The 12,371-nt window shown below is 59.1% G+C and carries 12 protein-coding genes; 3 read left to right on the forward strand and 9 right to left on the reverse strand.

Features of this window, described 5'->3' with window-relative positions:
- Positions 1 to 26 precede the first annotated feature (26 nt).
- Positions 27 to 524 (reverse strand): hypothetical protein, encoded by a 498-nt coding sequence (locus tag ACOBR2_RS03455; protein ID WP_420238675.1) that lies wholly within the window; start codon positions 522 to 524, stop codon positions 27 to 29.
- A 193-nt stretch (positions 525 to 717) separates the two neighbouring features.
- Between ACOBR2_RS03455 and ACOBR2_RS03460 the strand changes: the two genes are divergently transcribed.
- Positions 718 to 1,491: a hypothetical protein gene (locus tag ACOBR2_RS03460; protein ID WP_420238676.1), complete on the forward strand. Its 774-nt coding sequence runs from the start codon at positions 718 to 720 to the stop codon at positions 1,489 to 1,491.
- Between the two features lie 122 nt (positions 1,492 to 1,613).
- Here the strand turns inward: ACOBR2_RS03460 and ACOBR2_RS03465 are convergent, their stop codons facing one another.
- On the reverse strand, positions 1,614 to 2,594 hold the full coding sequence (locus tag ACOBR2_RS03465; protein ID WP_420238677.1) for a DUF3034 family protein: 981 nt from the start codon (positions 2,592 to 2,594) through the stop codon (positions 1,614 to 1,616).
- 313 nt (positions 2,595 to 2,907) lie between these two features.
- Between ACOBR2_RS03465 and tmk the strand changes: the two genes are divergently transcribed.
- The gene (gene tmk / locus ACOBR2_RS03470) at positions 2,908 to 3,600 is read left to right on the forward strand and encodes a dTMP kinase (protein ID WP_420238678.1); all 693 of its coding nucleotides are present in this window, start codon (positions 2,908 to 2,910) and stop codon (positions 3,598 to 3,600) included.
- Here tmk and ACOBR2_RS03475 read toward each other — a convergent pair.
- From ACOBR2_RS03475 to ACOBR2_RS03505, 7 genes are all read right to left on the reverse strand, one after another.
- Positions 3,597 to 5,603 (reverse strand): TonB-dependent receptor plug domain-containing protein, encoded by a 2,007-nt coding sequence (locus ACOBR2_RS03475; RefSeq protein WP_420238679.1) that lies wholly within the window; start codon positions 5,601 to 5,603, stop codon positions 3,597 to 3,599. The two genes, tmk and ACOBR2_RS03475, sit on opposite strands and share 4 nt — an antisense overlap.
- Before the next feature lie 252 nt (positions 5,604 to 5,855).
- Entirely contained in the window at positions 5,856 to 7,043 is a 1,188-nt protein-coding gene (locus tag ACOBR2_RS03480; RefSeq protein ID WP_420238680.1) for a beta-propeller fold lactonase family protein, read from the reverse strand.
- A 531-nt stretch (positions 7,044 to 7,574) separates the two neighbouring features.
- Positions 7,575 to 7,703: a hypothetical protein gene (locus tag ACOBR2_RS03485; protein ID WP_420238681.1), complete on the reverse strand. Its 129-nt coding sequence runs from the start codon at positions 7,701 to 7,703 to the stop codon at positions 7,575 to 7,577.
- A gap of 59 nt (positions 7,704 to 7,762) precedes the next feature.
- Entirely contained in the window at positions 7,763 to 8,557 is a 795-nt protein-coding gene (locus ACOBR2_RS03490) for a cytochrome c biogenesis protein (RefSeq protein WP_420239966.1), read from the reverse strand.
- A 26-nt stretch (positions 8,558 to 8,583) separates the two neighbouring features.
- Positions 8,584 to 9,705 carry a bifunctional transcriptional activator/DNA repair enzyme AdaA gene (locus ACOBR2_RS03495; protein ID WP_420238682.1) on the reverse strand — a complete coding sequence of 374 codons (1,122 nt, stop codon included), beginning with the start codon at positions 9,703 to 9,705 and terminating at the stop codon, positions 8,584 to 8,586.
- Between the two features lie 33 nt (positions 9,706 to 9,738).
- Positions 9,739 to 10,884 (reverse strand): hypothetical protein, encoded by a 1,146-nt coding sequence (locus ACOBR2_RS03500; RefSeq protein ID WP_420238683.1) that lies wholly within the window; start codon positions 10,882 to 10,884, stop codon positions 9,739 to 9,741.
- 176 nt (positions 10,885 to 11,060) lie between these two features.
- Positions 11,061 to 11,540: a nucleoside deaminase gene (locus tag ACOBR2_RS03505; protein WP_420238684.1), complete on the reverse strand. Its 480-nt coding sequence runs from the start codon at positions 11,538 to 11,540 to the stop codon at positions 11,061 to 11,063.
- Between the two features lie 155 nt (positions 11,541 to 11,695).
- Between ACOBR2_RS03505 and ACOBR2_RS03510 the strand changes: the two genes are divergently transcribed.
- A complete protein-coding gene (locus ACOBR2_RS03510; protein WP_420238685.1) occupies positions 11,696 to 12,136 on the forward strand; it encodes a MerR family transcriptional regulator in 441 nt (146 codons plus the stop codon).
- Positions 12,137 to 12,371: the final 235 nt, after the last annotated feature.

The raw sequence follows: 12,371 nt of genomic DNA on the forward strand, positions 1-12,371 counted from the left end.
AGAGCTGTCTGCCCTCAGCTGTCAGCTCAGGACTGCTCGTAGAGCGTCGTGTTCCGGTAGCCGAGCAAGAGCACCAGCGTCCAGATGCCCATGGCAGTGCCGAAGGGGAACTTCAGAATGCTGGCAACAGCGGCGATGATGGCCACCACACGGCCCCACGCAGTGCGCTCCCACAGCCCCCAGCCGGCCGCAATCGCCAGAGCCGCGCGCAGCAATAGCATCACCCAGACGAGGTGCATGAAGGCTGGTCCAAAAAGGCCATGCGGCATGGGAGTATGCAACCACGGGCCAAAAGCTCCGCCGAAGAAGGCCTGTGCGAAGGCCAGTCCTGCCCATCCCACCACCAGCGAAACCCCGGCATAGACAAACCAGAAGACGGCCAGTGCGCGCACCTTGCCCGCGTAGGCCTCTACCTGAAACTCCATCCCCGGAACCGGCTGCACCATAGGAGCAACGGCCTGTCCGCACTGTCCGCACACGGGTTGCTCCGCTACCAACGCCTGACCACAGTGACTGCAAAACATTGTCTGCCCTCCAGAAACTGAACGAAGGAACGAAATCTGTCTCTGGCAGCTTACTACGCACGGCAGAGGCGCGGAGTTCCAGAAAAAAATCGAGCGCTCGGTCCTGCTCTGCGTCTTATGAAGTGAAGCGGTTACGCCAGGGGAAGTGAGCCGCTTTCATCCCCCCAAAAAATAACTCGAGCGGAGGAAGACCATGAAGTTATCTAGCCATGGAGCCCCGGGAAAGCTATACCCCGCCGGCCTGATGGTCACCTTTTTGCTCGCCCTTACGGCATGCGCCGGCATGCTGGCTCACGCCCAGGACGAAGCCACCAAGCCCTGTGAAAACAAGCAGAGCATCAAGCGCCCACCCACCAGCTACCACATCTTCTATCTGCAATATCCGGCTGAACAGAATGATCTGAATGATATTCAGACCGCGCTGCGCAACATGCTGCCCATGAGCAAGATCTACGGCGTCGCCAATCAAAACGCCATTGCTGTGCAGGCCAGCGACGAGGATTTTGCCACCGTGCAAAAGATCGTGGCCGACCTCGACAAGCCGCGCAAAAGCTATCGCGTGACCTTCACCCTTGGCGATGTGGATGGCGGTAAGCGGCTGAACGAGCGGCGCTACACGCTGGTGCTCTGGAACAGTGATCGCAACACGCTGAAGCAAGGCATGCGTATGCCCATCGTGACCGGCCTGCCCGACAAGGATGCTTCACCTGCCACGCAGGTGCAATATGTAGACATAGGTCTGAATCTGGAAGCTGCCATCAACGGTCCGATGATGCACTTCAAGATCGAGGAATCGGCTTTATCGACGGAAAAATCCGCCGCAAACCTGCCCGATCCCCTCGTCGAACAGACGCTGCTGAGCGGCAATGTGCCCTACACGCCGGGTAAAGCTACATTGATCGGTTCACTGGCCATTCTCGGCTCAACTCACCGCGAAGAGGTGGAAGTCACGGTCGAGCCACAGTAGAGCCGTTCTACGGTTGCTATAGAGAAAAGCGCGGCACAAAACACAAGCGCCAGCCGGGTCTGGCAAATTGCCAGTTCCGGCCGGCGCTACGGCGCGGCGGGGAAGCCACAAGTCAGAGAATTTTAGTAGCGGTAGCTGAATCCCATGCCCAGCATCTTGCGGGCCTGCAGATTCACGGGCATGCTCACCGTGGCCGGGTAGGGCGAAGGCAGTCCGGTAGACACCACGGCGGTGCCGATGTTGCCCGCCACCTGACCGATGCCAATGTCGTAGCTGAAGTGCGGATGCTCGGCCTGGGTGATGCGCACAGCATAGTCCATCGTGGTGGGAATGTGTACGCCGCCGGGCATGATGTACTTCATGTTCACGGCCGTCTTGGGTTCCTGCGTAAAGCCCACCGAGGGCACGATGGCGGTCTTCTTCGGACCGGGCAGCGGGAAGCCGAGACCACCAAAGAAGCGGCCGCCGAAGCGGGTGCTCTGACCACCCAGACCGAAGAGTACGGCATTGGTAGCCTTCCAGCCGATGTTCACCATCAGCGGCACGGGCGGCTTCAGCCAGGTCTTGGTTACGGCCACGTAGACGTCTTCGTTGGTGTAGCCGGTGTCACTGCCCAGACCAAGCTCGCTGTTCAGGTGGCCGCTCACAAAATGGTCGCTGGTGCGCACCAGTCCGCCGATGGCCACGCCTGGAGCATATTGGCATTTTTCGCCGTCCTTCAGCAGAACCACCTTGCCGCTGAAGATGTTCATGCCGTCGTAGTTCCATAGCTGGCTAAATGCGCCATTCGAAGTAGCCGTGTCCTGCCCGAGCAAGTGCACGCTGCGGGTGTAGCCCACCTCGGCGCGGTTGGCAAAGCCCTCGGTCACCGAAAAGGTCTGCACATTGCCAATTACCTTGGAAGCGCCAATGAAGTGGTAGCCTACCGCAGGATGCGAGAAGAGCTGGCCTTTTTCGGTGTAGACGACGTAAGCTGTCGGGGTCAGAAAGCCGCCGGTCTGGCCTTCGAGCGTCAGATGCTGGGCAACCAGCGGGGCAGCGGTAGTGGTCACAACGGCTAAAAGCACGCCAGCAAAGCGGGCGGCAAAAAACTTCAATTTCACGGGTAGTTGCTCCGGTAGAGGCTCCCTCGGAGCCTCGGATTCGACTTGGAATGTCTTCCTCTTTTAACACGTTCAAGGGGGCAAAGTCAGCGTTTTTCTGCAAGGATTCATTTCTTGTATCTGATTGAAAATATGACTGATATATCATTCTTATCTTGACGCGGCATTCATTTCTTCCCGTTTGCAGTATCTGTCTTTTTGCACAAACTTCCTCCACAATCGCAATCGCCGCGCGCTGTAAATGCTGCGGCACAGCCAGTACTGCGCGTTTTTCAACACCCTCCTGAGTACCGATGCTTTAGACTGAGGGGCGATGCGCCAAGGCTTGTTTCTTACTCTCGAAGGATTGGATGGATCCGGCAAAACAACCCAGATCCGGCTGCTGGATGCGTGGTTGCGCAAGCGCGGCCTGAATACGCTGCTCACCCGCCAGCCCGGCGGCACGGCAACCGGCGACCGCATTCGCGCTCTGCTGCTGGACTCCGCCTCGCAGGGGCTCGCTCCCATGGCCGAAATGGCGCTGATGTTTGCCGACCGTGCCCAGGCGATTGCTGAGGTGATTGCTCCGGCTTTGGCCGAGGGCCGCGTCGTGCTCTGCGACCGCTTTACCGACTCCACTGAGGCCTACCAGGGCGGAGGACGGGAATTGGGCAGTGAGGTCGTGCTCAAGCTGCATGAGACGATCTGCTCTGGCCTGAAGCCTGACCTGACCATCCTGTTGCTGCCCTCGCTGGAGGCCTCGCTCAGCCGCGCCCGTCGCCGCAACCAGCGCACCGAAGCCGAAACCGGCACCAACGAAGACCGCTTCGAGCAGGAGGCCGACAGCTTTCACCGTCGCGTTTGGGATAAGTACAAGGAAATTGCCGCCCGCGAACCGGAGCGTGTGGTCCGTATCGAAGGCGACCTCACGATCAACGAGATTCACGAGCAGATCGCCGAAGCCGTCGCCGAATTGCTGGTGCTGGCCGATAGCGCAAAAGGCATCGAAAGCGACCAGCCGCTCTAAAAGCTCCAAGCCAGTTTGACGAAGTAGGCGCGGGGAGGATCGCTGGGGGCGGCGTAGTGGTTCTGCGGATCGAACTCCAAATGGCGCGGCGACTGGGCGTTGCGTATGCCTGCCCGCAGTACTACGTCATTACCCACCGAGTAGGAGATGCTGCTGTCCAGGCGCGCATAGCCAGGAGCATTCACCTGCTGGAAGGGGGAAACGCTGTTCTTGGCCTGTGAGTTGAAGAAGAGCATCGTGTCCAGCACCCAGCCGCGATGAAACTTCCAGTTGGAGAGAGCAAAAAATGTATTGCGCGGCGTATTCCAGTCCAGATCGGCTTCGATGGGTAACGCAGGGTTGAGATTGGGGCGCAGGCGCGCCTGCATCCAACTGTAGGAGAGGCGCAGGCGCAGCGAGGAGGCGGGCTCGAACATCAGCGCGCTCTCTATACCTTGCGAATGGGCGCGGTAGTCGTTGTCAAAAGTTACTGGGATCGTTTTCATCGTTCCAGTGCTGTTCATGGTCGGCGGCAGTTCGTTGTCGGACTCCAGATGCTTGTAATCGTTGAGGAAGCCTGCCACGTCGGTGCTGATGCGATCGTTAAACTTCCAGCGATAGCCGGCTTCATACGAAAGCACGTCCTCGGACTGAATGTTGGGATTGCCCCGCAAATCCAGTTGCGTCTGAACTTGCCCCTGGCTTAAATACGGCTCGAAGAGGTTCAGGTCTTGGTCCCGCACCGAGGGTGGGCGCACGGCACGCGACAAGGCCGTCCAATAGGCGTGATGCGTATCCGGCGTCCAGAGGAGCCGGGCGCTCGGCTGCCAGTCAAAGTGAGCCGAACTGAGCCAGAGCAGCTTGGTGCCGAGCGTGAGCGTCAGTACGTCGGGCTGCAGTGAGATTGCGTCCTGCGCAAAAGAACTGTAAAGCTGGTCGTGGTGCAGGGCATGCATCACGGGGATGTTTTCCCCGTGGTAATGGTCGTCGATAAAACGCTCTTCCAGCCCCCAGGTCAGTTCGTGCACATTGTTGATCCGGTCGTGCTGCTGATAGTCCACATCGTAGGTGCCCACGCGATTGTGGTCCATCGTTTCGTCGCGATTTTCGTCGTCGTAGCAGATCTGCAATTCATCGTCGAAGCGTACGCCGGTGTGCCGCCAGCGGCCACGTATGTAGCCGCCGCTGGTGTGTATCTTGTCCTGAAAGAGCGCGCTCAATGCCCCGTACTCAATCTGATCAATGCGGCTGCGGAAGATGTTGCTCTGCAGCGTCAGTTCGTCGCGGCTGGTCAGCTTCCAGTCCAGCCGTTCACCGCCGCGCAGGCTGTGGCCGCCATCGGCTGCCGAGGCTCCGTTGGCCATCTGCAGCGGCAGTTGTAACTGTTCCTTCAGTAGGACGCGATAGAAGACCTTGTCCCCGAAGTGGCCGTCATAAGTTATGCTCATGTCGCGGCTGGTCGTACTCTCCCACGCCGAAACATTCGTGCCCTGGGTCCTGGCCGCGCTTTTGCTAATGATGTTGATCACACCATTGACGGCATTGGCTCCCCACATGACGCCGCCTGGCCCGCGCACCACCTCAAGGCGCTCGATGTCGTCCAGCGCGATGTCGTTCATGTCCCAGTACACGCCGGAAAAATCTTCGTTATAAACGGTGCGGCCGTCGATTAGCATCAGCATCTTGTCGGCAAAGATGCCGTTGAAGCCACGCGCGCTGATGGCCCAGCGGTTGGCCTGGATCTGCTGCACTTCAAGGCCCGGGATGCGGCGCAGCAGCTCGGGAATGCTCTCGGCGCTGGAACGGTGAATCTGCTCGCTCGTAATTACGTAGACTGCGGCAGGTGACTTGAACAGCTCTTCGGCCTGGCGCGAAACCGTGCTGACTTCGGTGCGGGTCAGTTTTTCGAGGGCGATCAGGCTTTGCTCGTCGCTGTCGGCCTGCTGGGCAGACGCACCCATACCTACGCACACCGCGTAGAGCGCCAGCACGACCTGCCGCCGAATTTTTGACGCTAAAACCATCAAGCTTTCATAAACCTGCACGCCGATCAGGAGATAAACAGCGACGTAACCACAGCGCTTTGCTTGGCAGCGCTGGCCGTTCTACACAGTTCGCGGTAGTGCCTGTAGATCCCATCGGCAGTCTGCGGCAAAGCTCTATCCAGAGGTGACCAGAAAACAACCTGTTGCTTACGAAATGTTTTAAAACACGAAAGCCGCTGTGCACATTCCCGTTTTGTGTGGAATATGGACAGCGGCCTGGAGGGTGGAAGCTTACTGTACGTTGAACGCCTTGAGGGCAATGGCATTCGGATCGCGGCCTGCCGGAAGCAGCGTGAAGAGCGAACGCGTGGCGGTGCGGATCAGGGCTACGTCGCCCGAACGCTGATCGACGGCCAGCAGCAGGTTGCCGGACTGGGAAAAGGCCAGCGCTACCGGCCCGTCGCCCACCTGCACCGCGCCTCGGCGCTTGCCGTCATCAATCGAGTAGATCGTCACGTACTGCGAGCGGCCGTTGGCTACGTACAACAGCGAGTTGTCGGGCGAGACAATGCTCTGCACCGGTCCGTCGCCAATCGTGTAGGTGTCGCCCACTTCGTCCGAGGAGTCGTAGATCTCGCTGACCGTATCGGCCGCCTGATTGGAGGCAAAGATTTCGCCGCCATCGGGCTTCAGGGCCAGGTGTACCGGCTGACGGCCTACGTCCAGCAGCGCTTCCAGGTGATCGAGCCGGGTGGTGACGGCTTCTTCCTTGGCCGTGGCCGCATGTGCCGTACGGGCCAGCTGCAGCACCATCACCTGATGGCCGCCCGCGCAGGCTACAAAGGCCTTCGAGGAGTCCTGCAGAATGGTGGCTTCCGCCGCGCCCGGGCAGCCCGTGAAAGTGGCGCGCACCGTGCGTGTGGCAGGATCAATCAAACTCACCGAATTCGAGCCGCGGTTGACTACCACCAGCGTTTTGCCATCGGGCGCAAGCCGCGCCATCGCCGGCTGTTCGCCTACAGCGATGCGCGCTACCGTGGCACGCGCTTTCAAGTCCACCATCGAAACCTGATTCGATCCGGCGTTGGTCACGTAGGCAAACTTGCCCTCGGCGTCCAGCGTGATGGAAACCGGCTGCTTTTCGAGCGGAATCGTGGCGATTACGGCGTTTTTGGTGGAGTCGATCACAGCGAGTGAGCCGGAGCCGGTGGCCGTACCGCTGCTGACCACGTAAACCTCATTGTTTTTGGGGTTTGCCGCCACGGCTACCGGATTCTGCCCCACCGCCAGTTCGCGGTCCAGACGCAGATTCACCACGTCGAAGACGCTAACCGTCGCCGAGCCGCCATTGGTCACATAGGCGTACTCGCGATAGTTGGCCGGGTACTGGGGAAAGTCGTGCGGGCGGCAGCCCGAGAGAGTGATTGCGAGAATAGCGCCTGCACTGAGCAGCGCGGCGCACCTGAGCCTGGAATTCATGTCGTTCTTTCCCCTTGGACGATGATAAACGTCCCGGGGCCGGTTCATCCGCTGGATGCGCAAACATCCGCATCCGGCAGGTGCTCTTCCAGAAAAAATCGCACTGAAATTCGCCCGGAGCACGTGAAAAAGCCACTCTGCAGGCTCTCGAAAGGGCTACACCGATTGGAAACCGCTCTAGATGTTTTCTTCGTCCGACTCGATGTCGGTACTGGAGGCCACAATGGCAGGAGCGACGATCAGGCCGATGAAGGCCAAAGCAATCAGGAGTTCATGCATGGAACAACTCTCCTCTTCGAGTGGAACGGGGTTTTTCTCAAGGAAAAACAGCCATCCACATCCGGATCTTCGGCAGAGTTGGAAAAAACTAAAATTTCATTAATAAAGTGTCTCGTTCCAGAACAATCTCACGTTCTTTCTCGGGGCAACTGCAGGAATATGTCCTGAAAACAGACAAAACCGCCCGTCGGAAGTCCGGCAGGCGGTTGTTTTTCTTGCAGACTCCTAATTTCTGGAGCGTGCTCTCTGCATTTACTTGGCAGCGCGCTTCTGGGCGCGCCAGCGCAGTCCGAGCCACGCCACATAGCTGAGCTGGATAATCCAGGTAATGGCGTAAGCTGCAACCGTGTACTGGTGATCGATCACTTGAACCGGATCCATTTTTTCCTCTTTTTTCTGGTTTTGGTTGAGGATCGTGGGAAACCTTTCCCACCAAAACGTTAGGCTTCCAGCGCTGCTTCGGCCTCGGCTTCGGCGATCTTCTGCTGCCGACGTTCCACAATGTAGCGCAGCGTCAGAATCAGAAGGCCCCATGCCAGCCATGCCAGCACATTCCAGCCAAAGGCCTGCATCATGCGCGGATCGAGGCCGGAATCCTGTCCGCCGCCAAAAACCGGGGCCGGGTGCTGGGTGCGCCACCAGCGGTTCGACATGTAGACGATAGGCACGTCGAGCGCGCCAAAGATGCCCAGCACGGCGGCCAGCGTCTGCACCTGCGGACCGGCGGCAAAGCGCCGCAGCAGCAGGTAGCTCACATAGATCAGCCAGAGCACCAGGGTGGTGGTCAGGCGGGCGTCCCACGTCCACCAGATGCCCCAGGCGCGGCGGCCCCACATCGGGCCGGTAATCAGCACCACGGTGCAGAAGACCACGCCCACTTCGGCTCCGGCCAGCGCCCAGGCGTCGGCAATCTGCGCCCACTGCTGCCTCGTATTGCGGAAGCTGAGAAAACCGATGGAGCCGGCCAGCGAAATGGCAAAAAACAGGAACGCCACCATGGCCGAAGGCACATGGTAGTAAAAGATGCGCTGGATTTCGTGCATGGTCTGCTCGTCGGGAGCAACGTAGATGGCTTGGTAGTAGCCCCAGACCATCAGCAACAGCGTTACGCTTGCGTAGAAAGCAAGAAAAATTTTCTTCATTGGGGAATATCCTGACCGCGTGAAGTGCAGGGTAACAGCGATCCATCCCAGTGTACGACGGAGCAGGGAAAAATGGACAAAGGCACGAGGAATGGCCGGGCGAAAAACAGGGGCAGCGCTTACTCCGGATCGTGGAAGAGGCTGGCACCTTCGGCCTCCAGCAGCTTACGCTTGCGTTCCACACCCCAGCGATAGCCGGTCAGCGAGCCCGATGCGCCTACCACGCGGTGGCAGGGCACCAGCAGCGAAACGCGATTGAGCGCACAGGCCCGGGCCACGGCGCGGGTGGACTTGGGGCAGCCCATGGCTTCCGCCAGTCCGCTGTAGCTGCGCGTTTGCCCGCGTGGAATCTGCCGCAGTGCCTGCCAGACCCGTAGCTGAAACTCCGTACCCCGCAGATCCAACTCCATCAACTCCATTTGGAGAAGGTTTTGGTTGAGAGGAGTGCTGCAGCGAATGCTCTCCACCGCCTGCTCTACCCAGTGGCCGAGGGATGCCTCCGGCTGCAGTGTGGCCAGCGGAAACTCCGCGCGGAGGCTGGCTTCGGCCTCGCTTTTTGTGGCCGCCAGCGAGAGCCAGCAGAGCCCGCGCTGGGTTGCGCCCACGATGATCCATCCGAAGGCAGTGTGTGCGGCAGTGTAACCAAGGATTTCTCCCTTGCCGCCTTGCGCAAAGCGTCCCGGGCTCATGCCCAGAGCGGCTTCGCTGTAGGCCCGGCTCGATGAGCCGTAGCCCGCTTCATAGACTGCGTTGGTCACGTTGCCTCCTTGCAGGCTGCCTTCCTGTTTGAGCGCCGCGCGCAGCCGGGTCAGACGCAGTCCGCGCTGGTAGCTGAGCGGGCTCACGCCCATGGCTGTCGTAAAGATCCGCCGCGCCGCATGCGGATTCACTCCGACAAGCGTGCCCAACTCTTCCAGCGAAATCTTCCGCTCCACGTTGCGCTCGATGTGTTCGCGCAGACGATTTGCTGCGGCACTTTTCTTGTCCAAGGCGTTGCCACTCGCAGTGGGCAGGCAGCGCAGGCAGGCGCGGAAGCCTGCGGCAGTTGCTTCCTCCGCAGTCGCAAAGAAGAGAACATTTTCGCGCCGGGGCAGGCGGCTGGAGCAGCCCGGATGACAGAAGACGCCGGTGGTTTTAACTGCGTAGACAAAGTCCGCGCCGCGTTCGCGCTCCACCACTGCCCGCCATTTTTCTTCTTCTTGTTTTTCTCGTATTGGACGAGAGCCTTCTGTGCTGCGCATGGAGAAATACTCGCCGATCTGGCAGGGAGCGCGCTATCCGTTTTTTGCGGGCAATTCGGAGATCTGGTGCGTCTGCCCCAGCGCCGCCGGATTCAGCCGCGCAATGCGTCCATTGGCCCCGACGGCAAAGGGCAGCGAGAGTGCGTTCCAGTTGCCGTCGTCGAGCTTCTGCCAGGTGCGGCCATCGTCGCGGCTCACGTCGGAGCCGTTCGTGCCTGCCGTGATCCAGAGCTTGTTCTGAGCATCCCACTGCACGGTGCTGCGGTAGCCGTGGGGCGGGATGCTTGCCGCCGTCCAGTGCTGACCACTGTCGAGCGAGTAGGCTGCCGTTCTGGTGGAATCGCTCGGCTTGGTGTAGTCGCCGCCTACGGCCAAAATCGTCCATTTTTGTGAACTGCCGCGGCTGGCAGAAGTGTGTTCCAGAAATCCTAGAGAAAAAATCCCGGAAGATTCCGCGGCATGGCCCACGGGAACCGTTCTGGCCTTGAACGTGTCAAAGCCAAATCCATCGTCCTCGTACCTTTTTCGTTCGCGAATACGGACTCCGCTGGAACCACCACTGGCAATCCAGAAGTTGGAAAAATCATCCTCGCCAAAGAGGGAGGAATTGGAGGCAGCGAAGGCCGACTCCCCCTTGTGCGCACGAGGAGCATGGTGGCTTCGCTGCATCAGGAATGTGGAACCGTGGCGATGGATTTCCCAAAGCGCGAAATGATGCGCTACCGGGTCCCCCAGCAAAATGCCAGTGCGGCCACGGCGATCCATCTGGAATGCATCCCAGAAGCCATCTTTATCGGGGTTCTTGAGGATGAGTTGCCATGTTTTGCAACCGTCGCTGGTGTTATAGAGGCGGCTTTTATCGCCGGGACCTGAGGCCATCACGATAGCCGTCTCGGCGTCCCATGCCTGCACGCCGCGAAAGTCGAGGGTAGCGCCGTCATTGTCTGTGTTGGGTCCAGTGCCAGGGATGGCACAGTGTTGCCAGCTGTGGCCGCCGTTGGTGGTCTTCAGCACCGTGCCGCCCGTGCCGCTGGCCCAGGCAATCGTTCCGTCCACGCTCTCAATGCCGCGCAGACTGGCGTTGGTGCCGGAATCCTGCATCTGCCATGCAGGCAGAGTTTGTGCGGTCAGTAGGGCAGGCAGGAGCAGCAGGGCAGAGGCAAGCGCGCGGGCAATCATGGTTTGCAGTATACGGCGGGGCGAGGATGGGCACCCAAAGTGGGTTGGGATTTCTTTGCCGAATCAATAGCCCGGCGGCCCTGGTGCAGTCCACCAGAAATTACGTTGGTTCTGTTTTGTAACAAGGCATCTCCAGAAAAGAGTTTTTCCGCAGCCTGTGTTCAGCCTCGCAGGTCCTAGTATTCGATCTTGCTGGTATTGCTCAGCCATGCGGCAAAACTTTGCCAGGCCTCGTCGCCCAGCAATTGGGTATTGGGCAGTTGGCGCTGGCTGTTGGGCAGGCGGATCTGATCATAAAAATAGGCGTCGTCAAAGCCGGCGCGGGCAGCGTCTGCAGCCGAAGCGCCATAGAAGATGGCGTCCACCCGGGCCCAATAGGAGGCGGCCAGGCACATGGGGCAGGGTTCGCAACTGGTGTACAACTGGCAGCCGCGCAGCGAGAAGCGGCCCAGCGCTTTGCCTGCAGCGCGGATGGCGTTGACCTCGCCATGAGCAGTCGGGTCATGGGTGGCAGCTACCGTGTTCACGCCCTCGCCCACAATTTTTCCTTCATGCACAATAATCGCGGCAAAAGGACCTCCAGCTCCGCTTGCGGCATTCTGGGTGGCAAGGCGGATGGCGTGACGGAGAAAGTCTGGATTGGGCGTAATTAGCATGAAATGAAGCTCCTGCGGGCGGCCCATAGGGGGTGGCAGCTTTTTTAGTATGGCATAGGGGAATTAGCGAAGTGGTTAGTTCCAACCGAAATACTTTACTCTGCGAACTTTAGTAGTCTTGACTTCGAGCGCGGGCAAAGTTGTAGCGTGAAATTGTGAAAGAAGCTGGTTTCACAATCCGCAACATGGCACAGCGGTGTGGCATGACCACGCACACACTGCGGTACTACGAGCGTGTCGGGCTGATTCAGCCGGTGGGAAGAGCAGCCAGTGGCCACCGCCGCTATTCATGCGCCGATGAAGCGTGGATCGAATTCCTGCATTGCCTGAGGGCTGCTAATATGCCCATCCGGGCTATGCAGCGCTATGCCGAACTGCGTGCGTTGGGCGATGCAACTTCGCTTGAACGTCGCAAGATCCTGGAAGATCATCTGGCCGAGATCGGTCGGCAGATTGAGCAGTACAAGCAGGCCTACAAACTGCTGGAACGCAAAATCACCGACTATAAAAAGGTTGAGGATAAGACGCGCATCGGAGGCCCGGTGATCCATACCGAAGCCCATGCAATGGAATGCGCCGCCGAGACCAGCCTATAACCGTCTGTCTTCCTGTCCTAGTGGAAGACAGATGCACTAAATGCACTAAAAAGACGAGTCCATCATGGACTCGCCTCTCCCAAATACTCTTTCTCTTTCATTCCGGTTGCGAAGTATAGAAATACTATTTTCTGGGCAGGGCTAAGACAATATTCATTCTGCCTTCGCATCCCCGGAGGACTGTTTTAGAGTTTTTTCGAAAATGTTATACACCAGGAAAAACGGCAGGCCGAGG

This window comes from Telmatobacter bradus, assembly GCF_048629425.1.
Lineage (GTDB): Bacteria > Acidobacteriota > Terriglobia > Terriglobales > Acidobacteriaceae > Telmatobacter > Telmatobacter bradus.

What these genes read in the sequence shown, in the direction of transcription:
- ACOBR2_RS03455 (WP_420238675.1), bottom strand. Translation starts at nt 524, where the DNA reads ATGTTTTGCAGTCACTGTGGTCAGGCGTTGGTAGCGGAGCAACCCGTG.
- ACOBR2_RS03460 (WP_420238676.1), top strand. Translation starts at nt 718, where the DNA reads ATGAAGTTATCTAGCCATGGAGCCCCGGGAAAGCTATACCCCGCCGGC.
- tmk (WP_420238678.1), top strand. Translation starts at nt 2,908, where the DNA reads ATGCGCCAAGGCTTGTTTCTTACTCTCGAAGGATTGGATGGATCCGGC.
- ACOBR2_RS03475 (WP_420238679.1), bottom strand. Translation starts at nt 5,603, where the DNA reads ATGGTTTTAGCGTCAAAAATTCGGCGGCAGGTCGTGCTGGCGCTCTAC.
- ACOBR2_RS03480 (WP_420238680.1), bottom strand. Translation starts at nt 7,043, where the DNA reads ATGAATTCCAGGCTCAGGTGCGCCGCGCTGCTCAGTGCAGGCGCTATT.
- ACOBR2_RS03485 (WP_420238681.1), bottom strand. Translation starts at nt 7,703, where the DNA reads ATGGATCCGGTTCAAGTGATCGATCACCAGTACACGGTTGCAGCTTAC.
- ACOBR2_RS03495 (WP_420238682.1), bottom strand. Translation starts at nt 9,705, where the DNA reads ATGCGCAGCACAGAAGGCTCTCGTCCAATACGAGAAAAACAAGAAGAA.
- ACOBR2_RS03500 (WP_420238683.1), bottom strand. Translation starts at nt 10,884, where the DNA reads ATGATTGCCCGCGCGCTTGCCTCTGCCCTGCTGCTCCTGCCTGCCCTA.
- ACOBR2_RS03505 (WP_420238684.1), bottom strand. Translation starts at nt 11,540, where the DNA reads ATGCTAATTACGCCCAATCCAGACTTTCTCCGTCACGCCATCCGCCTT.